Origin of the sequence: Reichenbachiella sp. MALMAid0571, from assembly GCF_040151475.1 — a bacterium.
Lineage (GTDB): Bacteria > Bacteroidota > Bacteroidia > Cytophagales > Cyclobacteriaceae > CAXBNB01.
In genome coordinates, this window is sequence record NZ_JBDKWG010000122.1 from 106,666 (window position 1) to 127,503 (window position 20,838).

Below are 20,838 nucleotides of genomic sequence, written 5' to 3' on the forward strand. Positions count from 1 at the left end.
TATGGATATCGAATCATATAGAAACTATTGTATTTCCAAGCCTTTTGTAACAGAGGAATTTCCATTTGATGTCAATACTCTGGTATTTAAAGTAATGGGAAAAATGTTTGCCCTTACAAACGTAGAAGCATTCGCAAGTGTCAACCTTAAGTGCGACCCTGAAATGGCTGTGGAACTGAGAGAAACTTACCCGGCTGTTATTCCCGGCTACCACATGAATAAAAAGCATTGGAATACTGTACTGATGGATGGTAGCCTGAGTGATGACCAAATCAAAGAATGGACTGATCTTTCATATCAGTTGGTTGTAGATAAACTGCCAAAAGCAGAAAGAGAAAAGATTAACCAATCTTAAAAAAATAGTCTTTTTTACCTTCGAAAAGGCGGTGTATTCCAATAATTTAAAACCCAAATCATTCCCTATTGTAGAAAATATTTTACATTTTTGGCAGTTAGTACTTTGTGTTATGATACTCTACCTAAATTTTCTTACGTGGCAGTGAGATATATAGTATATACTATAGCAATTGCCATTGGGCTTGTCGTATCTTCTTGTAAGGACAAGGTGATATGCCCTGCATTTCAAAGTACTTATATTTTGAATGACTCCATACGAATGGCTAAATACTCATTATTTGGAGAAGATTCATTACCAAAATTTCAGATAGCGTCAAGGAGAAACAAATATGGTATTAGTGAGAAATATCGTTTCTTTGATTTTTTCAGAAAAAACTATGACCTCAGAACTGCTCCGAAAAAGAATCAGCTGGGGCCACCAGCCAAAGATTCATTGTTTGTGCATCCCGGCGATACTTTAGATTTGATGGATGAAGGAGAATTCATCGCAAGCGATTTTGCGAATTCAGACTCATTGACAACAGATTCGTTGGCAATTGTACCAGACGTAGTAGCTTCTAACAATACCGAACCACAAGGACCAAAATATAAGTACCGTTACGATCAGAGAAATCCCTACAGTACTGAGCAGATTTACTACAACAAGTATTTTGGGGAAATGTTGGTAGATAAAAGACCTCCCCCAAAACCCGTGGAAGAAAAGGTAGAAGAAACGATCGTTGAAAGTGATACTACAGCTTCTTCAGGTAAAAAGCTGGTTCCCGGTTTTTTAAAGAAAAAGAAAAAATCAAAGGAAGAAGAAACCGAACCTGAAGGTGAACCAGTAGAAACAGAAGAAACCGAAGGACAATAATCCTGATCCCATAATTATATCAATCCTATTATAGGTTTTGTTGATCAAGCTTAATATTGGTTGTAATTTTCCACCTTTTAATTCTATTTCTCAATGCTTCAAAATGCACATCCATTAGCCGAACGATTGAGACCTTCCTCATTAGCAGAGATGGTAGGGCAAGAGCATTTAAAAGGAATATTGACACGAGCACTAAAATCTGGTGCTGTTCCTTCTTTGATTTTTTGGGGACCTCCCGGAGTTGGTAAAACAACTATTGCTAATATCATAGCCAATGAAGCCAAACTTCCATTTTATACACTAAGTGCTATCAGTGCTGGTGTAAAAGATGTGAGGGACGTGATCCAACGGGCAAAGATGGGGACTAAATCTATTTTGTTCATTGATGAAATACACAGGTTTAACAAGTCTCAACAAGATGCATTGTTAGGTGCTGTAGAAAAGGGTTACATCATACTTATAGGTGCTACTACCGAGAATCCAAGTTTTGAAGTCAATTCAGCACTCTTATCCAGATGTCAGGTTTATACTTTAAAACCGTTATCTGAGGAAAATCTTTTGGAACTCTTGAATATAGCATTAAAAAAGGATGCTGTGTTGTCAAAGAAGAAGGTGAAAATAGAGGAAACCGGTGCTTTGCTGAAACTCTCCGGTGGAGATGCAAGGAAATTCCTGAACCTCGTGGAGATGACGATTGAATCATCTTCGGATGTAAAAATAAAAATAACTGATGTTCAGGTGACAGAAGTGGCACAAAGAAAAACTGCCATCTACGACAAAAAAGGGGAAATGCACTATGATATCATTTCTGCCTTTATCAAGTCCATCAGAGGAAGTGATCCCAATGCCGCAGTATATTATCTGGCAAGAATGATAGAAGGTGGCGAAGATGTAAAATTTATTGCCAGAAGAATGTTGATACTAGCTTCAGAAGATATTGGTAATGCCAATCCCACGGCACTGGTTATAGCAAACAATGCCTTTCAGGCTGTCAACGTCATTGGCTATCCGGAAGCCCGGATCATATTGTCACAATGCGTTATATACCTTGCCTGTTCCGCCAAAAGCAATGCCAGTTATATGGCAATCAATAAGGCACAACATATTGTAAAAGAAACAGGTGACCTGCCTGTACCCCTTGAACTAAGAAACTCCCCCACAAAACTGATGAAGGATATGGGCTATGGCAAAGGATATCAATATGCACACGACCATGCAGGAAATTTTGTAGCTGCAGAATTTTTACCAAAGGAAATCAAAGGGACAAAACTCTATGAGCCGGGTAAAAATCCCAGGGAAGAAGATATGAGAAATAAGCTTAGAAGTCAATGGAAGGATAAGTATGGATATTGACCAACTCTGATATTCTATCCAATTGTTAACAAAAGTAGAACCTTTATCAGTTGGACTGAAAAAGGTTCGTTAAGTTAACAACAAGCACGTTCTCCCTTATAAGTCAAACTGGGTTTGCATACCGTTGGCTTCACAAATAGTTGAACATTAATGGTTCCATCATGTTCTTCTACATTTCTGATACTAAAATGAGAAGTACGAATAGTAGAATCACCATATTCAAAAAATATTTCTGCGTCAGATTTGATAGGAGATTTCGAATGCACTTTTTCGAAAATTGACAATGCCTTTTGAGATGTCCATGGCTTTCTTATTTTTTCATTCGGGTTAATCAGAAGTTGAACAATGGTCTGATTATAGGTATCAGGGTTTCCACCACAATCAACAGAATTAACAGTCGCATTTTTGATTTCTGTGATGTGATACGTAGGCAATATAAATTTACCTTTCTCTATTTCAAATTGTAACCTCGATGTGGAATGATTTTCTAATAGTGTGGTGAATTCTTGTGTTTTCATAACAGCTTGTTTTAATTTAAATATTTGATTATTGTAGGTTACCAGTGGTATTGAATTTCAATCAATACTACCATTAATCGTAATATTACGATTAATGGTTTCACTATGTGTGCTTTTTTATAAAAAACTTCTCAGTATCTAACAAGGAATGAACATAAAATCACCAATAACAAAATTCATTCTAAGAATATTCCAACTTGGATTTCAACAAAAGATAAATAAGGCTGGTATCTACTCTTTTAGCATGCATAAAATAGAATGATCTTATTTTTAAGTCTATATTAGTGTTGTAAATAGAAAAATGACAGCAAAATTTCATACATACTCTTTTTCAGCATTCCTGCTGTTGTTTTGTAGCTATGACGGTTGGTCTGATGATCGGAGAACAGGCTTTGATCCAAATCTTTCTTTGAATCAAATGATTATGGATCAGTGGACCAATAAAAACGGACTACTGTCCAGCAACCTTACTTCAGTATATCAATCTCAAAATGGCTTTATTTGGGTCACAGGCCACAATGGTTTACAGAGATTTGATGGCGTTAATTTCGAATCATATACAGTACTTAATATCCCTTTTTTAAATTCCAATTCCTTTTATCGCATTTTCGAGTTTGAAAAGGATTCCCTCTGGTTTACCACTGAGCGTAGTGGCATTGTAGGTATGCACAACAATGTTGCATTTTCATTTAATGGTAATAACATTATTCCGAAAGCTATTATCACAATGTTTCGTTCAGACAAAGATGAATTGTGGATTGGAACTAAAAATAGTGGTTTGTATTATAAAAAGGGAAAAGGCGATCCTCAAAAGGTCTCCGAAATTCCCGAGATCACAATAAACAATATCATATCTGATTCGCAGGGTAACATATGGGTAGCGACTGACGGAAAAGGGCTGTATAAGATTTCCTCTCAGCAGACAATAATAGAATATAACAAAGAATCAGGTTTGATTAGTAATGTTGTCAATCACCTTCAAATTGACAACAATGACAACATTTATGTGGCTACTCTAGATGGGGTCAATATTATTGAGCACAATAAAATACTAAAAATTGATGCTTTTGATGGATTAGATGTTAATCAGATTAAAATAGATGACTATGGCACCATTTGGCTGGCAACTGAAGAGGGAGTAGCAAGGTGGAATGCCAAATCTAAAATTTTTGAATTGTTTTCAGAGGATGACGGACTTCCTGCCAGACAAGTATCAGGATTGACTTTTGATAAAGAAGGTAGTCTGTGGGTAAGTACCAAAAAAGCCGGATTGGTAAGATTCCGAATCGGTAAGATTACTACGATTTCCACATTGGATGGCCTTACTTCTGACAAAATCAATATTATAGGAAAAAATGACGGCACATTATATATTGGAACTGATAATGGTGAAATCAACTTATTGAACAGCGGAAATATCACTCAATTGAATTATGACATTGATATGGAAGGCAAAGGAATAAGAGATTTTTTATTTGATTCTAAAAAGAGACAATGGGTAGTAAACTACAGTGGTGTTTTAAAAATTGAAAATGGTGTCAAGAAAAAATATGATATTGATAATGGTCTTCCTTCCAGTGAAGTCAGAAGAATTTTTCAAGACTCCAAAGAACGAATTTGGATCGGAACAAGAACCGGAGGATTGGTTGATTTTGATGAAAAATCGGGAAGTACCATATATGACAAGTCCAATGGACTGAGCTCAAACTATATTCTTTCAATTGAAGAGGATTTGAAAGGAAATATTGTGATAGGGACAAATGCCGGAGGTTTAAGTACAATAGATGAAAAAGATTCTGTTTCTACTTTTCATTTTCAAAATGATGATTCCGGTATTCTAATCTTCAACACCCACATAGATGAAAATAATGGTTATTTACTATGCACCAACATAGGGTTGTATTATTTCATTGACGGGGAGTTTACTAACATCCAAATAGGTTCAGATGCTAACCCAAAAACATTTTTTGACCTGATTGATGACACGATTGGAGGATACTGGTTAACCTCAAATTTTGGAATTCTGAGAATAGAAAAATCAGACATAGAAAAACAACTCAACGGAGAACTCTCTTTCATCAAATATGACTTGTACGACAACAATGAAGGCATGCTGAACAATGAATGTACAGGGGCTACCCGTTCATTTTTGGATACGGAAACCGGAAAGATATATATTCCTACTTTTCAGGGAGTTGCTGTAGTTGACCCTTCAATTAACCTTACAAATGAGACAATCCCCGAGGTATATATTACCTCACTAAAAGTGGATGATAATCCTCTAAATGTAAATAACAGTCCGCTTAAAATAGCACCAGGAGCACTTAGATATACGTTCGATTTCACAGCTCTGAGCTACCTTTCACCAGCTAAAGTAACTTTCAAATACAAATTAGAGGGGTTTGACAAAGACTGGATTGGACCTGTACACAACAGATCAGTAGAATATACCAACTTACCCTATGGCAACTACACCTTCAAAGTAAGAGGAACCAATAGCAGCGGTATATGGAATGAACAGGGAGCAAATTTATCATTTTTTGTAACTCCATTTTTTTATAAAACAGTATGGTTTTATCTCATTTGCGCACTGTTTATTACACTTATTCTGGGATTGATATACAAATGGAGAATCAGGGATATTACAGCCAGAAATCAGGCTCTGGCAAAAATCAATACTGAATTAGACCGATTTGTCTATAGTACTTCTCATGATTTGAGAGCCCCATTGGCCTCTACCATAAGTCTGATAAATATTGCCCGAATGGAATCATCTTCGGAAGTAAAAAATGAGTATATCGATTTGATAGAGGGGTGTATGAACAAAATGGATCACTTTATTAGCGACATCATCGACTTTTCAAGAAATAAGAATGCAGAAGTCAAATCTGTCATGTTTAATATTAAAGAACTTGCCTCTGAAATATTTGCTAATCTGAAATATTTAGATCACGCAGCTACTTTGAAATCAGAAATTGAAGTAATAGGAGACAATATTATTTCAGGCGACATGTTAAGAATCAAAATGATCTTAAGCAATCTCATCACCAATGCCATACTCTATTCCAATGATAAAAATCCATATGTGAAGGTACTGATAGACACCAGCAAATCACCGATGGAAATCACAATAGAAGACAATGGTATTGGTATATCAGAAGTAGAAAAAAATAAAGTGTTTGAGATGTTTTACCGGGCAAATGATAAGAGTAAAGGATCGGGATTGGGGCTATACATAGTAAAAGAAACCGTAGACAAACTGGGAGGTAAAATTAAAATGAAGTCTAAATTGGGTGAAGGTACTACCTTCAGGATTTCACTTCCAAATCTTAACAAATAATACATTTTTCAAAATAAGTAACCAAAAGGTATAAATATGAATCACAGATACTTTCTGATTGGACTGATAATGTTGGTGTTTTTTGTAATATCTTATATTACAAATATTCTGGGAACAATTATTCCCGATGTGATTTCAGGGTTTAATATAAGTGGAACATTGGCCGGTTTTCTTGCCTTTTCATTTTTTATAGCTTATGGTGTCATGTCTATTCCATCAGGTTTCTTATTAGAAAAATATCATGAACGTCCCATTTTGGTAGGTTCTTTCCTTTTGGTATTCATTGGCTCCTCCATTTTTGCACTATTCCCAAATTACATAGCAGCTAGTTTGTCTCTTTTTATTATTGGATCGGGTATGGCAGCATTACAGGTAGCAGTCAATCCATTGCTTAGGGTATCAGCTGGAGAAGAACATTTTGCTTTTTACTCTGTACTCGTTCAATTGGTCTTCGGCTTTGCATCTTATCTTAGTCCCTATACCTATACTTATCTGGTAAAATCCATAAAAGAGGTTTCTACAGACAAAGGCTTTTTCATCGAGTTTTTATCCAATAATGTACCTGCAAATTTGCCTTGGGTTTCTCTCTACTGGCTCTTTGCTGTTATAGCATTGGCAATGGTAGTGATTGTTTATTTTTCCAAATATCCCGAAGTAGAACTTCAGGAAGACGAGAAAGCCGGGAGAAAAGAAACCTATAAATTGCTACTCAAAGATAAATACGTCATACTATATTTCTTTGGCATATTTTCTTACGTAGGTTCAGAACAGGGAGTAGCCAACTGGGTTTCTCAATTTTTGTATCAATACCATGGTATGGATCCCCTACAGGAAGGAGCACAGGCAGTTTCTCTTTTTTGGGGCTTGCTGACAGCAGGTTGCTTGCTTGGGCTGATTCTATTGAAAATAATGGATAGTAGAAAAGTATTAATTCTGTTTTCAGGTGCAGCTATAGTCACGCTCACTTTTGCTCTGTTTGGCAATGCTGATATCGCCTTGTTTGCTTTTCCACTCATGGGGTTCTTCCTGTCGGTAATGTGGGGAGTGATCTTCTCTCTTGCATTAAACTCCATAAAAATGCACCATGGTTCATTTTCCGGTATTTTAGTTACAGGTATAGTCGGAGGAGCTTTCGTACCATTAATCATCGGAGGTATCAGCGACTTCTTTTCACTTAAAGTAGGCATGATGGTTCTTTATCTGACAGTAGGCTATATTTTTGCCATCGGTTTTTGGGCCAACCCTTTGGTGAAAAATAAAACCATCTCATCTGGAAAAGAATAAACAGTCAAATTATCATGATCATTGTTGGAAACGCCGTTTTGTCTGATGACATCAAAGAAAAACAATTTGTTTGTGATCTGGACAAATGTAAAGGTGCGTGCTGTGTAGAAGGTGACCTGGGAGCTCCTTTGGAGGAAAGCGAGTTAGCCTTGGTAAATGACAGTCTGAAAGCAGTCAAACCCTATCTTTCGGCTGAAGGGTTAGCAGCAATTGAAAAAAATGGAGCTTATCTGCTGGATGAAGAAGGAGACTACTCCACCACTACTATAGGTGGCAAGGAATGTGCTTTCGCCGTTTACGATCAAAGTGGTATGTTGCAATGCGCCATCGAACAAGCCCATAACGACGGAAAAACTGATTTCAAAAAACCAATATCCTGCCATCTTTATCCCATTCGTATTACAAAATACGACCATTACGATGCATTAAACTACGATCGGTGGGACATTTGTGCAGCAGCTTGTACTCTTGGGGAAAAGCTAAAAGTTGCCGTATATAAATTCCTCAAAGAGCCTCTCATCCGAAAATACGGTAAAGACTGGTACCAACAACTGGAAGATCAAATTTCAGAAAAAAGCTAACACTATTTATTATTGACCAGGTTTTCTCCAAACCCGGACAAACAGTTTTTTTATATTGCTCAACCTATTGCTTGTGGTTTCGCTTTTTTACAATAGAAAGAGAACAGGTCAAAAATAGCACTTCTCTTGCTCTATCCCCATACTCCAATTAGTTGACAACAATCGTCATTATTTCTGGTGAACTTCATCATACACTTTTGGTGATGCAAATCAAACCCGAAGTTGATATCCATCATAACTCCCTTATGATCCCCAATCTAATTTTACACTCGTAAAAACAACAAACAAATAAGTCATGAGATGTATAATATTTGGAATAATCGCTTTTTTCTATTCTTCATTTTTATTTGGTCAAGCCAATCATAAAATTGATTTAAAAACCAGTAATATCACTATAAAAGGTACCTCTTCCTTACATGACTGGGAGTCAGAAGCAACGGATTTTCAGGGAAGTGGATTATTTACCATAGAAGGAAATCAAATCACAAATGCGGAAGATATTCTAATCAAAGTGATGGTGAAATCCATAGAAAGTGGCAAATCTATAATGGACGGAAAAACAATGGATGCCTTAAAAGAATCAAAATATCCAGTGATAAAATTCAGCTCTACAGAAACCAGTATTAAGGACAATCAAATAATCTGCAAAGGAAAAATGGAAATGGCAGGAGCATCAAAAATGATAACAGCTAATGTCGGTTACAAAGTGGTGCAGGGAGTTCCTGAGTTTACCGGTTCGATGAAAATAGTTATGAGTGAATATGGCATAGAACCACCGGTAGCAATGTTTGGTACTTTGAAAACCGGAGATGAAGTAACCATAGATTTTGAATTGAAATTTGTGTCAAATAAGTAATAACCTAAATTAATAATAAGATGAAAAGTGTATTAAATAGTTTTAAAATTATCATTTCTGCTTTAGCAGTTCTATTGACAGGAATGGTGTATGCTCAACAGCCTGAAATCGCAAATTACAGGTACAATGACCAAAGAGGAGTAAATGTATTTGAAGCTCCAAAGTCCGATGTAGAATTTGATCAGCTCAGGGTACGGTTTGGTGGAGATTTTGCCCTTCAGTTTCAGGGATTGCATCAGTCAAATGACGGTGTAGGAGATGATCTGGTTGACCTTCAGAGAAATTTCACTTTGCCTTCTGCCAATCTGAATTTTGACGTACAATTAGCTCAAGGTGTTAGAATGTTTCTAAGAACCTATCTTTCTTCAAGGCACCATACTGAAGCCTATGTGAAAGGCGGGTATTTACAAATGGATAATTTAGACTTTATCAAAGAAGGTTTCTTAAGTGGTTTGATGGAAAAAACAACTATAAAGGCAGGGATGGACGAAATCAACTATGGTGATGCTCATTTCCGCAGGTCAGACAATGCCAATACCATTTACAATCCTTTTGTCGGCAACTATATTATGGATGCATTTACTACTGAACCTTTCATGGAGGTACTGGTAAGAAACAACGGGTTAATTGCACTGCTTGGTGTATCTAATGGCAGGCTAAATCAAAGTCCACTCCCAGGGGATAATGGTTTTGTACTCTATGGAAAACTTGGCTATGACAATTATGCTACTGATGAGGTAAGGTTCAGAATTACAGGATCATTTTACAATAGCTCTTCTAAAAGTACCAGAGACTACTTGTATGGTGGTGACAGAGCAGGGGCAAGATATTACAATGTACTGGAAGGTGTGAACGATTCTAGCCCAAGTGATTTCTTGCCAAGGTTTAACCCGGGCTTTTCTAGTCAGACAGCATTTCAAATCAATCCTTTTGTAAAAGCAAGTGGGTTTGAATTCTTCGGTATTTTTGAAAAAACCGCTAATGGAAACAGTGATATAGGTGGGTCATTTACCCAGCTGGGTGCTGAAGCATTGTATCGATTTGGCACTGACGAAAGAGCATATATCGGCGGCAGGTTCAACACCGTAAGCGGTAAAAGTACGGACACTGCTACAGACAGCAAAACAACTCGCATCAACATAGGTGGCGGTTGGTTTATGACCAAAAATGTGCTCACCAAACTGGAGTACGTCAAACAAACTTATACTGACGATGGATGGGATGGAAGTAAATTCCAAGGAGCTGAGTTCAATGGCATTATGCTGGAGGCAGCCATTTCATTCTAAGAGATTACATACCATCTATCCTAAAAAGGATGAAACCATAGGCTTCATCCTTTTTTTATATTCATGTCATTCGTTTTTCGAATCCTATTCCAAAATACCATTTCCAATCAGCCAAAATATTCTTAAGTCCACTCCTCCAAATTGACAACTCACCGATTTTCAGTTTTCGGCAATCCACTCCTTGCGTAACCTTGTATTGTAATTATTATCAAAATCAAAAAATTACAATTATGAACACAACATTAGTAAAAAGAGGATTAATAGCAGGATTGCTTTTGATCTCCACCCTGTCCTTCGCTGAAAGAAAAAAAGAGACAGTGAGTAGCCCTTACTTAAATGTAAAAGTAACACCACTTGAAAATAAGTGGGTATCCATGAAGTTCCAGAAATTACGAGAAGAAAAAGTTAAAATAGCAATATACGACCAATATGGAACGAAACTTCACGAAGAGAAGGTATTGAACAAGACCAGCGTATTGAAAAAATTTGATATGACTGCCGTTCCTGCCGGAATGTATTCTTTTGAAGTGTCCAATGACATCTATCTGATGAAAAGAACTGTTGAGGTGAAATAATCCCTCAAACAATTTCGGTTGACCACAATCCATTAAGGCAAATCTTTTTCTAAATGAATTAACTCCAAAATAGGTTGGCCGATATTGTTCAAGCAAGAACTGATTATTTGTATAGTTAAATAGTGTGGTCCCGACTTGATGTCGGGACTTTTTTTATCCCCTAATCCTGTCAAGCGATTCTATCATCGATTTCTAGCTTAATGAGTGTAAAGTTTTCACGTAGAAACCTAATAAACGTGAATACTTCGTTAACCTCAAATAGCTTCTGTAAGCCAAAAACATGGTGAGTACCGTCTGTAAATTCTGCTCTCATAATCCAAATTGGATAAGTAGCCTGAAAAATTGCCACTCCTCCAATCGCAATAAGAAATCCACCCATCAATAAGAAGTAGCTAAATGTTTTGTAAGCACTAAAAGAATCTCCTTCAAAATTTGTGGTTAATATTACTTCTAAAAAACCCGAAGTAATTAAGATCACATAAAGAGAAATAGAAATCAAAATTAGTCCGAATACAAAAACTAACAATGGTCGCTTAACCCTGATTCCTTTCATTATAGATATTTTAGATATGTCTCGGAAGTTAATTTTTTGATAAGGGTATCTACTGCGAAGGAGGTGCAGCTCATCTCCAATAAACCGGAAGTGTTCTGTCTCAAATTGATTAGTATTCATCTTACTGGATTTATAGCTATCTGATCCAGATAAAGCTAATGTTTTTTTTGTAAATCTAGGTTTACTAAGATTCGTAACTTTTGCAAAAAAGTACTGCTATATCATTTTTCACCCAAAAACGTCGGAAAGAAAATATCCTTTACAATAGCAAAAGGCAGTTTGTCATCTTGTGAGTTGTAAGCCCCACCAGTAAACACAGCCACCATATCCGATTCAGGAAAAACCATTATATACTGCCCTCCATTGCCAGTAGCAGCATAAGCTTTAATCGTTTTATCGTTAACCTTAAATGGAATAATCCACCATAGGTAGCCATAGTCCATTCCAGTAATTTTTGTTCTGGACGTAGTAGATTGCCTCAACCATTCATCAGGTACAATTTGTTCCTCATTCCAAGTTCCATTATTCAACAGTAGCTGACCAATTTTAGCCATATCACGAGCAGTCATATACAGCCTCTTGCCTGAAGGCATCACGACTTTATTGGAGGTGTGTCCCCAATTCACAGTGGTAATCCCCAATGGAATGAATAAATATTGTTTAGCAAATTCGTCGATGGTCATTCCAGAAGTTCGGCTTATGATTTCTGCAGTCATCACAGCACACATGGTACAATAATTTGAAACCGCTCCGGGTTCGTTGACCAATGGCAAATCCATAAAATATTGCAGCCAGTCGTCTTTCTTATATATTTTATCTTCCTGTCCTTTTGATTTCTTGTCCCAATCATTGCAATCAAGTCCAGTGGACATTGTCAGCAAGTGTTTGATTGTGATGGACTTTTTTCTATCGTCTAGGTTTTTATTTGGTCCAGGCTTCTCAATATATTTTGATATGGGATCATCCACACTTCCAACAAATCCTTTGTCAATAGCTATTCCCATTAATATGGAAATAATACTTTTGGTAACAGACCGAAGATCATGTGACACTTCGACCGAATTTCCACCAAAATACTCTTCAATGATGATTTTACCATGCTTCACCAACAAAACACTGTGAACCTTATGCTCTTCAATTTGCAGTTTGTTAAACAATGCATAAATCAATGTAGAGTCAACCTCCAATGATTGAAGGCTACCAGTTTCCCACCCATCCTGAAGCTGCGTGGGTTGGGAATACTGATATGCCTGCTGTCCATAAGTAAGCGTACTTATCAGCACAATAAAAATTGTTATAATGGCTTTACCGTTCATTCAGTCATTCCTTATAATTTCAAATTGACCGGGAGATACTTTGATCGGGTGTGGAAACCCTTTGCCCAATACTTTCATGGCATCTGCATTCAGTCCTTCCTCGTTTTCAAAGCCACTGTTCACCACTGCCTGAAAAGCATCATAGGATTCCCAAACAACGATGTTTACAAAATTGAATTTGTTTTCACTGTTGATAGAGCGGTAAAAAGTAGAACTGACAAACCCTGTTTTGGTTTTAAAATATTCTATATATACATCCCTGATTTTTATAGCATCATCCTCATACCCTTCTGGCACTTCTATAGAATTGATTACACTTATTTGTTTCATTTTTTTATAACAGGTCAACGACCAACTATCACCCGTAAGCTCGACTTATCAAATATCTATAAAAGTAGCCAGTTCAAATATCCTTTGCAAATAGCTCGGTAAGCTTATGGATGATAGTGTTTGTTGGCGGTAGTCACTTTCTCCCGGCACATGGCCCTGCGCAGAATGCTGTCTTTGCGTTATGAGAATAATCCCGATAAAATCCAGTCCATTTTTCTATCGTCAACGAGTCAGCTGCAAATCCTCCACTCATTCCGTCTTTACAGTTCACTTCACATTCGATTTGAGTAAGTTGACCATCTGGATCAAAACGCATACTTTCATAGGTTAAAGTAATGCCTAGTTCATTCAATGTGCTTTTCATGTTCACCAGACTATCGAAAGTTAAAACGTTTGAAAAAACAGCATCTATTCGCTTGGTTGAACCGTCTCGGTCAAAAGCAATAGATAGTCCATGTTTGAGTTCTTTAGGATGGATGGAGAGTTCAGATACAAATTGAAATGCTCCCATGAGAAGCGCAATGGCAATTAGCCCTAGAATTGAAATCTTTTTCATTTTTTGTGTTTTTAAATTGAACAAATCTTTAATGTGCCAAAAAATGGAATGGTTGTTCGGATGTTCAGTTGCGCTAAAAAAATCAAAGTCAAGAATCCCAGAAATTGACCTTATGGTATGCGTTCTCGGCTGAACTTGTCCAGATTCAATTCTCTGAATTGTTCGTGCCGTAACATTACATTTTATAGCCAACTCTTCCTGAGTTAATCCTTTAGCTTTTCTTTCCTCAATCAACTTCGTTTTAAAATCCATTTCCTATTTAAATGACATGACAATGAAAAAGCACAATCGAGCCTACAGCAAGGACAAATCAGGAATTTTACCCGACATTCACCCGACATTTAAAATTAGAAGATTTTTTGCGTTGCGCCTATTACCACCAACAACAATTGAGTATAACACACTGTGCGTTGTGCCCACCTTCCAAAATAAGTGAATATTTCCTTTTATTTACCATACACTATTGAGAAATAATGCTTAGTCATAAGCTTCCTATATTATTTTTCATCATCTTAAATAGAATCTCTAGTTAAGCCAGCAACTAATGATTGTATCTTTTTCATTCGTCGGATTCTTGTAGTCACTCACCGAATTTTGTTTCATTCACAGCCGGAACAGCGTATAATTGTTTGAGATTAACCAATACAGAAAAGGAGAACATGATACGGATGGATTTAAAAAAGCTTCAGGATGACCTTTATCAGGTCGAATACCATGATGAGAAGGGCTTGATCCTGTTTGAAGAAACCTTGACAAAATCAGAGGTGGATATGAGGTCAAAAATGACCAACCTCCCGGAAGAAAAGTTTTTGAAGGCTTTGGTTAATCATCCGGCAGAGATACATAAGGTGTTAGAATAGATAGTTTGTACATTTGAATAGTTTGTGGGGTTCTGATCGTAACGGTCAGAACCTTTCTTTGTCCTCATAGAAAAGAGTTTCAATCTTTATCAAAATGAACACCATGCAGCATCAACCCCGATGACGGAGCGACACCATTCATCAGTTCGCTGGTCGATCCTGTCAATGATTCCCTGATCTCTTCCAACGAAAGTTCTCCTTTGCCCAGTCTGAATAAGGTCTCCATCATGATCCTGATTTGGTGGCGCATAAACCCACTCCCTTTTACCCGGTAAATGAAACTTTCTGAAGGAAAAAAACTAGCAGTATATAGGTCGTTTGGTACAATTTCACTGACAAGAATACTCCTGTTATACTTTGTGAATTCGGTAGGCTTGTAACAGTATCGCCTGAAATCATGCGTTCCCTCAAATATTTTAGCACCTTCTTTCATTAGATTGATATTCAGATTGTCTGAAACATAAGTCATAAATGGAGCACAAAACGGATGATTTTTTTGACCGAATGAAAACAGATACAGGTATTCTTTTTCCTTGGCATGCTGGATGATATTGAACTTCTGATCAACTTCCTGTATAGACAGTGCCCTGATGTCCGGTGGCAGGTTGATATTCAAATCCTCCAGCATCCGGTCAGCATCGATTGGCTCACGCAAAAACAATTCAAAGGCAGATTGATTGGCCGATACCATGGCATCCGTGCGACTGGCACTCAGAGTTTTGAATGTATTGTACCCCAAAACATAATTCACAGTCTTTTCTACCATTCCTTGCACAGTCTTCAGCTCTGGTTGCTTCTGCCAACCGTGATAGCGAAATCCGAGGTATTGAAATTCAATAAGGTAGTAGTAGTTTTTCAAAGGAGAAATTTAATCCTCTACAAAATTATAGCATGGAGCCCTACTATAAGAACATTTTGGCTTCTACTTGTGTTCGAATATTCAGACCTGTCAGGTTTATACTCGAAAACCCAGACATTGATGGTAATTTCTATATCCCTTTGGAATGAAACCTGACAGGTCTATGATAGTCTTGTTTTTATGAGACCTCTGCCTCCGCAGAGGTGACGACTCTCCCTCAGTATTCGTCATGCCTGCGAAGGCAGGCATTCCATAAAGCAGACCTGCAAGGTTTATACCCGAAAATCCAGATGTTGACTGTAGTTTTCCTGTACTGTTTGGCTTGAAACCTGGCAGGTCTAAGACAACCCCAATCATCGAATCATTTCATTGCACAATATGCCTATCTTTGAAATAAGAATTATCTTAGGAATTTACGTGTTTAATTCTCAAGGGTAACAGACATGATTTTTAATGAGTAAAACAAAGGTTTGGTGGATTGCAATGGTCATTGGCTGTGTCATAGCATGTCCGTTTTTTCAGCTTTACGCTCAGGAAACCAACCTGCATTGCAAATGGGTCAATACAAATTCCAAAATCCTAATTCTGGATTCCTTACTCGTGTCACCGGAAACCATTGAATTTCAACAGCAGAATGTAGCGTATGCATTTGATATAAACACTTCAGCTTTGCAGTTCACATCCGAGGATTTACCCGATTCATTGTTTGTCTGCTATAGGACTTATCCTGATTATTTCTCAAAAGTATATCAACACCGTACCTATGCCGAATATGATTCTCTCGCTCCATTCAAACAGGCAAAAAGCAATGAAAGATCCTACATGCAAAAGGAAGAACTCTTTTCTACCGAAGGGATCTATAAATCCGGGAGCCTGAGTCGTGGAGTATCATTTGGAAATTCCAGAAGTTTGGGTGTCACCTCTTCCCTTAATTTCCAAATGGAAGGAAAACTCACCGATAATCTCAACATCAGAGCAAATATTACAGACCAAAATATTCCATTTCAACCAGAAGGAAATACCCAGCAGTTACGCGAATTTGACAATGTGTCCATCGAGGTGTACAATGAGACCATTTCATTGAGAGCTGGTGATATTGTGTTGAAAAATGATGCTGATTCCTATTTTCTGAAATACTATAAAAACGTACAGGGCGGACAAATCAACCTAAATTATGCAGTTGGAAAAAGTGGTATGGGTAAATCCTCCGCAACAGTTTCGGCTGCCAAAGGACAATTTGCTGACATTACCATTACTGTACAAGAAGGCGTGCAAGGCCCATATAAACTTCGTGGGCCAAATGGCGAGCAATTTGTCATAGTCCTTGCCAACTCTGAAAATATATATTTGGACGGTCAGCGTCTCGAACGGGGCTACAATCAGGATTATGTAATCGACTACAACCTCGGAGAAATTACTTTCAACCCATCGGTTTTGATTACCCGATTCTCAAGAATCCGAGCCACTTACGAGTATTCCGATCAAAACTACAGCCGATCCATAATCAGTACAAATCATAGCTTCCAGTTTGGAAAAACAGCTTTCACTTTCAATCATTACCAGGAAAAAGACAGTAAAAATAATCCTCTAGCTTTTGAGTTGGCCGATGAAGACAAACTGGCGATGAGTCTTGCCGGAGAAGAAAATCTTCCCATAGAAATAGCGGGTGAATCTGAGACAGAATTCAATGAGAACACCATTCTATATAAAAAATCAGATACCGTAAATCTTGACGGTACCGGACAATCCATATTTGTGTTTTCAAGAGACTCCAGCCAAATGTTGTATCGTGTTACCTTCTCCAATGTGGGTTTTGGAAAAGGCGACTACAACCTACTGTCCAATACTGTGAATGGCCGTGTTTTCGAGTGGGTTTCCCCTGAGAATGGTGAATCTCAAGGCAACTATGCTGCCGTATTGTTTGTGCCTGCCCCCAACAAAAAACAAATGACAACAATTGGAGCAGAGGTAGCACTTTCTCCTTACAGCAAAGTGTATTCTGAGCTGGCCATTTCCAATCATGACCTCAATTTATTTTCTGATATAGGAAATGAAGATAATTCTGGCATGGCGATTAAATCTGGCTTTGAGGTCAATAAAAAACCAATAAACTTTCTGAATGACTACAAATTATCTTCTTCCATTGATTTCGAACATGATGGTAAAAACTTCAATGCCATTGATCGGTTTCGCTACATTGAATACGATCGGGATTGGAGTTTTGATCCCAAAGAGGAAAGTACCAATTCGGCGGATAACATATTCAATTTTAGTTCTACGATAGAAAAGAATAGGGAGAATAAGCTGGCATACAGGATTTCCAGAAGAAATCGAGGAGATTACATCAATGGCTTACAACAGCAGGTCACATTAAACAAAAGGCTGAACCATCTGCAAGTATCATCAGGAGGATCTTTATTGAACAATAAAAAGTTGCTCAATCAATCAAACTGGAAAAAGGCACATGGAGAAATCGCACTAAACAAATATTTTATTGTTCCGGGCTACCGCTATGAACTGGATCAAAATGAATTGAAAAGGACAGAAACAGATTCGGTAATCAGTTCAGCAATGAATTATATATCTCATCAGTTTTACCTGCAAAATAATGACACCCTGAAATCTAAATTCAGGGTAGAATACATTCAACGAAAAGACCATCAGCCGGTAAGTGGAATTATGGATGATTTCACCTCCACCAATACAACCAGAGCTAATTTCAATTCAGATATCGGAAAGTCGAATCACCTGGATCTGACTTTTACCTATCGAACCTTGAAATACCTTGGAAGTTTTGCCGACAATCCCAACGAAGAAACAGTATTAGGAAAAATCAACTGGAATGGTGCATTTTTAGACAATCACGTGAGAAGTGAAATGTCTTATGCCACTTCGAGTAGCAGAGAAATATTAAGGGAATTTATATTTGTTCCGGTGGTGTCGGGAGAAGGCACACACACCTGGAGAGACCTGAACGAAGATGGTATCCAGGACGTATATGAGTTTTTTGAGTCAATCAATTTTGACGAACGAAACTACATCAAACTGTATGTTCCTACAGATAATTTTATTTCCGCTTTCAACAACTTGTTTAACCTGAACCTGAGTGCCACTATGCCTAAGAAATGGAAAAATGCTGGAGGAATCAGAGAGATTATTAGCAGGTTTTCCAGCAGATCATCAATTAATATCAATAAAAAAAATACAGACAATTCATTGAACAGCAGGTTCAATCCCTTCCAGTTAAACACCGAAGACGAAGATCTCATTTTTGTAAAAGATGCGATCAGAAACACCCTTTTTTACAACAGATCAAACCCGGGATTTGGATTCGATCTGGGATATTTTGCTGCGCATTCCAAGCAACTTATCTCCAGCGGCATAGACTCCCGTAATCAACATGAATGGACGATCAATGGACGCAAGCAAATCACAAGTGAATTAAGTGTTCTGGTTAGTGGGTTAAAGGGTGAAAAAGAAAACCTGTCAGACTTTTTTCAGGGAAAAAATTATGTCATATCTATCCATACGGTAGCACCGCAATTGGTTTGGCAGCCTACTTCTAAGTTCAGGGTGACCGGAAAAACCGAATACAAAAGGAAAGAAAACATCAATTCTGAAGTGCAACAGGAATTTTCCAAAATCACTTCGCTACTGATGGCTGTCAGGTGGAACAAAGCCCTGAAAAGTACAATGGATGGATCTTTTAAATTCACAAGCATAGATTTTTCAGGAGAAGAGAACAGTCCCGCAGGTTATGAGTTGCTTGAAGCACTTCGACCCGGCAGTAATTTTATCTGGAATTTTAGTTACCGTCAAAAACTATCCAATGGGCTACAAGTGTCTCTAAGCTATGACGGACGAAAATCTATAGAACAACGGGTAATTCATCAGGGTAGAATGCAGGTCACTGCGCTGTTTTAATATGAAGATTGTACAACTTTAATAAGAATAATTTTTCTTTGTCTGATCCGTTGAAAGATAATAGAAATGTTAATTTTGTTACCATCAACGTAGTTTTTACACATCATTTAATTACTAATCACATGAAGAAAATTGCAGTATTGTCCGTGTTTTCGTTTTTACTTATTTCCAACCTTTCAGCTCAAACCGAAGGTGAATTCAGGGCTTCCGGTTCTATGTTGTTAAACTTTGACAATGCCCATTTCGGCGTGAATTTCGGAGGTGAATATTTCTTTACAGACCAGATAAGTGTTGCGCCCAGTTATTCCAATATTTTCGGATCTCCAAGTGTAAATGGCTTCAACGTTGACGGCCGTTATTATTTTGTTGACAAAAATTATGACTTGTACGCACTTGCTGGATTTGCTTCGGTTTCGGCAGCTGGTTTCGGATCCAGCGGAGTGAATTTAGGTGTCGGGTATGTTATTCCTATTCAAAACCAATTGTCATTAGGCCTGCAGGTAAAATATACCACACCAGGTGACGGAACTTTGGAAATGCAAGGTGGAGTGATTTACACTTTTAAGTAACAGGATGGATTAATATAAATATTAGCAGAATAAATAATACTTATTAAAGTTCATTGTATTTCCATGTCAAGTATTTAACTTCACGTTAGTTTTTATACAAATCTAAAACCTTAACATTATGAAAAAATTAGCATTAGTAATCGTAGCTGTATTATTGACTGCTGGAGCGTATGCTCAAGATCAGGGAACTTTTAGAGGACAGGCCGGTCTTGTTTATGGTGATGATACAGAAGTTGGACTCAACTTAGGTGTTCAATACTTTGTAGTTGACAAAGTAGCTTTTGCACCAAGTTATTCCTATTTTTTCAAAGACTTTTTTGGTCTAAAATTTTCATCCATCAATTTAGATGGCAGGTATTATTTTCAAGAGGCACTTTACGGTTTAGTCGGAATCGATATCTTGAGAGTGTCTGGAGATGGTGGCTCTGCTTCAGATTCTAAAATAGCCCTAGGTGTAGGATACGATTTAGACTTAAGTGATGCTATGAAATTAAACTTACAGGCCAAGTATGCTGACCAAATTGTAATTGGAGCAGGAGTAGTATTTAGCTTCTAATGCAATAACTACCTATAGATAAATTACTAAAACCACTTTGCGTTGTTCACAAAGTGGTTTTTTTATGGCCATTTTATGATTTTCTTGTGGTTGGTTGGTTTTTTTGTTGGATGATTTGATAGTATCAGAGCCATCATGTAGCTCCATCTTTCCGAATATGATAGTTTTAAGAATGCCTTTCTATCTTCGGTTTCCGGATCAATATCTTTATTCCATAACAATTTACTCATAACTGATCTATTTAAGCATTAAACAATATACACAAGGCAAAAGAACTATTCTTCATACCCAAAGAACTTGTTCTATACTATT

20 protein-coding genes and 1 pseudogene are annotated in these 20,838 nt (G+C 37.4%); 13 read left to right on the plus strand and 8 right to left on the minus strand.

Annotation, left to right across the window (positions count from 1 at the left end; all coding sequences use genetic code 11):
* The first annotated feature begins 1 nt into the window (after position 1).
* The 3 genes from AAOP42_RS09555 (at position 2) to AAOP42_RS09565 (ending at position 2,563) form a co-directional block, all read left to right on the plus strand.
* Positions 2-355 carry an MmcQ/YjbR family DNA-binding protein gene (locus AAOP42_RS09555; RefSeq protein WP_349528271.1) on the plus strand — a complete coding sequence of 118 codons (354 nt, stop codon included), beginning with the start codon at positions 2-4 and terminating at the stop codon, positions 353-355.
* A gap of 138 nt (positions 356-493) precedes the next feature.
* A complete protein-coding gene (locus tag AAOP42_RS09560; protein WP_349528272.1) occupies positions 494-1,210 on the plus strand; it encodes a hypothetical protein in 717 nt (238 codons plus the stop codon).
* A gap of 93 nt (positions 1,211-1,303) precedes the next feature.
* On the plus strand, positions 1,304-2,563 hold the full coding sequence (locus tag AAOP42_RS09565) for a replication-associated recombination protein A (RefSeq protein WP_349528273.1): 1,260 nt from the start codon (positions 1,304-1,306) through the stop codon (positions 2,561-2,563).
* 74 nt (positions 2,564-2,637) lie between these two features.
* On the opposite strand, the gene AAOP42_RS09570 is transcribed toward AAOP42_RS09565, so the two are convergent.
* Positions 2,638-3,081: a DUF6428 family protein gene (locus AAOP42_RS09570; protein ID WP_349528274.1), complete on the minus strand. Its 444-nt coding sequence runs from the start codon at positions 3,079-3,081 to the stop codon at positions 2,638-2,640.
* Between the two features lie 301 nt (positions 3,082-3,382).
* Between AAOP42_RS09570 and AAOP42_RS09575 the strand changes: the two genes are divergently transcribed.
* The 6 genes from AAOP42_RS09575 (at position 3,383) to AAOP42_RS09600 (ending at position 11,003) form a co-directional block, all read left to right on the plus strand.
* Positions 3,383-6,421 carry a sensor histidine kinase gene (locus AAOP42_RS09575; RefSeq protein WP_349528275.1) on the plus strand — a complete coding sequence of 1,013 codons (3,039 nt, stop codon included), beginning with the start codon at positions 3,383-3,385 and terminating at the stop codon, positions 6,419-6,421.
* Between the two features lie 36 nt (positions 6,422-6,457).
* Complete coding sequence (locus tag AAOP42_RS09580) at positions 6,458-7,705, plus strand: MFS transporter (protein WP_349528276.1); 1,248 nt, start codon at positions 6,458-6,460, stop codon at positions 7,703-7,705.
* 14 nt (positions 7,706-7,719) lie between these two features.
* On the plus strand, positions 7,720-8,286 hold the full coding sequence (locus AAOP42_RS09585) for a DUF3109 family protein (protein WP_349528277.1): 567 nt from the start codon (positions 7,720-7,722) through the stop codon (positions 8,284-8,286).
* A 295-nt stretch (positions 8,287-8,581) separates the two neighbouring features.
* Positions 8,582-9,142, plus strand: coding sequence for a YceI family protein (locus tag AAOP42_RS09590; RefSeq protein WP_349528278.1), 561 nt, complete (start codon positions 8,582-8,584; stop codon positions 9,140-9,142).
* Positions 9,143-9,162: 20 nt separating this feature from the next.
* Positions 9,163-10,428 carry a hypothetical protein gene (locus AAOP42_RS09595; RefSeq protein ID WP_349528279.1) on the plus strand — a complete coding sequence of 422 codons (1,266 nt, stop codon included), beginning with the start codon at positions 9,163-9,165 and terminating at the stop codon, positions 10,426-10,428.
* A gap of 230 nt (positions 10,429-10,658) precedes the next feature.
* Entirely contained in the window at positions 10,659-11,003 is a 345-nt protein-coding gene (locus AAOP42_RS09600; protein WP_349528280.1) for a T9SS type A sorting domain-containing protein, read from the plus strand.
* 169 nt (positions 11,004-11,172) lie between these two features.
* Here the strand turns inward: AAOP42_RS09600 and AAOP42_RS09605 are convergent, their stop codons facing one another.
* The 5 genes and pseudogenes from AAOP42_RS09605 to AAOP42_RS09625 form a co-directional block, all read right to left on the minus strand.
* Positions 11,173-11,556, minus strand: coding sequence for a hypothetical protein (locus AAOP42_RS09605; protein WP_349528281.1), 384 nt, complete (start codon positions 11,554-11,556; stop codon positions 11,173-11,175).
* Between the two features lie 221 nt (positions 11,557-11,777).
* On the minus strand, positions 11,778-12,872 hold the full coding sequence (locus tag AAOP42_RS09610; RefSeq protein ID WP_349528282.1) for a serine hydrolase domain-containing protein: 1,095 nt from the start codon (positions 12,870-12,872) through the stop codon (positions 11,778-11,780).
* Entirely contained in the window at positions 12,873-13,202 is a 330-nt protein-coding gene (locus AAOP42_RS09615) for an antibiotic biosynthesis monooxygenase family protein (protein WP_349528283.1), read from the minus strand.
* Between the two features lie 133 nt (positions 13,203-13,335).
* Positions 13,336-13,758 carry a hypothetical protein gene (locus tag AAOP42_RS09620; protein ID WP_349528312.1) on the minus strand — a complete coding sequence of 141 codons (423 nt, stop codon included), beginning with the start codon at positions 13,756-13,758 and terminating at the stop codon, positions 13,336-13,338.
* Positions 13,759-13,857: 99 nt separating this feature from the next.
* Positions 13,858-14,010 (minus strand): annotated as a pseudogene (locus AAOP42_RS09625) (helix-turn-helix domain-containing protein); the annotation flags it as partial.
* 416 nt (positions 14,011-14,426) lie between these two features.
* On the opposite strand from AAOP42_RS09625, the gene AAOP42_RS09630 reads away from it, so the two are divergent.
* Positions 14,427-14,618, plus strand: a complete 192-nt coding sequence (locus AAOP42_RS09630; RefSeq protein WP_349528284.1) for a hypothetical protein — start codon at positions 14,427-14,429, stop codon at positions 14,616-14,618.
* Between the two features lie 79 nt (positions 14,619-14,697).
* Here the strand turns inward: AAOP42_RS09630 and AAOP42_RS09635 are convergent, their stop codons facing one another.
* The gene (locus tag AAOP42_RS09635; RefSeq protein WP_349528285.1) at positions 14,698-15,477 is read right to left on the minus strand and encodes a tRNA pseudouridine synthase A; all 780 of its coding nucleotides are present in this window, start codon (positions 15,475-15,477) and stop codon (positions 14,698-14,700) included.
* 453 nt (positions 15,478-15,930) lie between these two features.
* Here AAOP42_RS09635 and AAOP42_RS09640 point away from each other — a divergent pair, with 453 nt between their 5' ends.
* The 3 genes from AAOP42_RS09640 to AAOP42_RS09650 all read left to right on the plus strand — a co-directional run bounded on the left by AAOP42_RS09640 (position 15,931) and on the right by AAOP42_RS09650 (position 20,526).
* Positions 15,931-19,401, plus strand: a complete 3,471-nt coding sequence (locus tag AAOP42_RS09640) for a DUF8818 domain-containing protein (RefSeq protein WP_349528286.1) — start codon at positions 15,931-15,933, stop codon at positions 19,399-19,401.
* Between the two features lie 122 nt (positions 19,402-19,523).
* On the plus strand, positions 19,524-19,970 hold the full coding sequence (locus tag AAOP42_RS09645; RefSeq protein WP_349528287.1) for a hypothetical protein: 447 nt from the start codon (positions 19,524-19,526) through the stop codon (positions 19,968-19,970).
* Positions 19,971-20,088: 118 nt separating this feature from the next.
* Positions 20,089-20,526 carry a hypothetical protein gene (locus AAOP42_RS09650; protein WP_349528288.1) on the plus strand — a complete coding sequence of 146 codons (438 nt, stop codon included), beginning with the start codon at positions 20,089-20,091 and terminating at the stop codon, positions 20,524-20,526.
* A gap of 62 nt (positions 20,527-20,588) precedes the next feature.
* On the opposite strand, the gene AAOP42_RS09655 is transcribed toward AAOP42_RS09650, so the two are convergent.
* Complete coding sequence (locus tag AAOP42_RS09655) at positions 20,589-20,756, minus strand: hypothetical protein (protein WP_349528289.1); 168 nt, start codon at positions 20,754-20,756, stop codon at positions 20,589-20,591.
* Between the last annotated feature and the right edge of the window lie 82 nt (positions 20,757-20,838).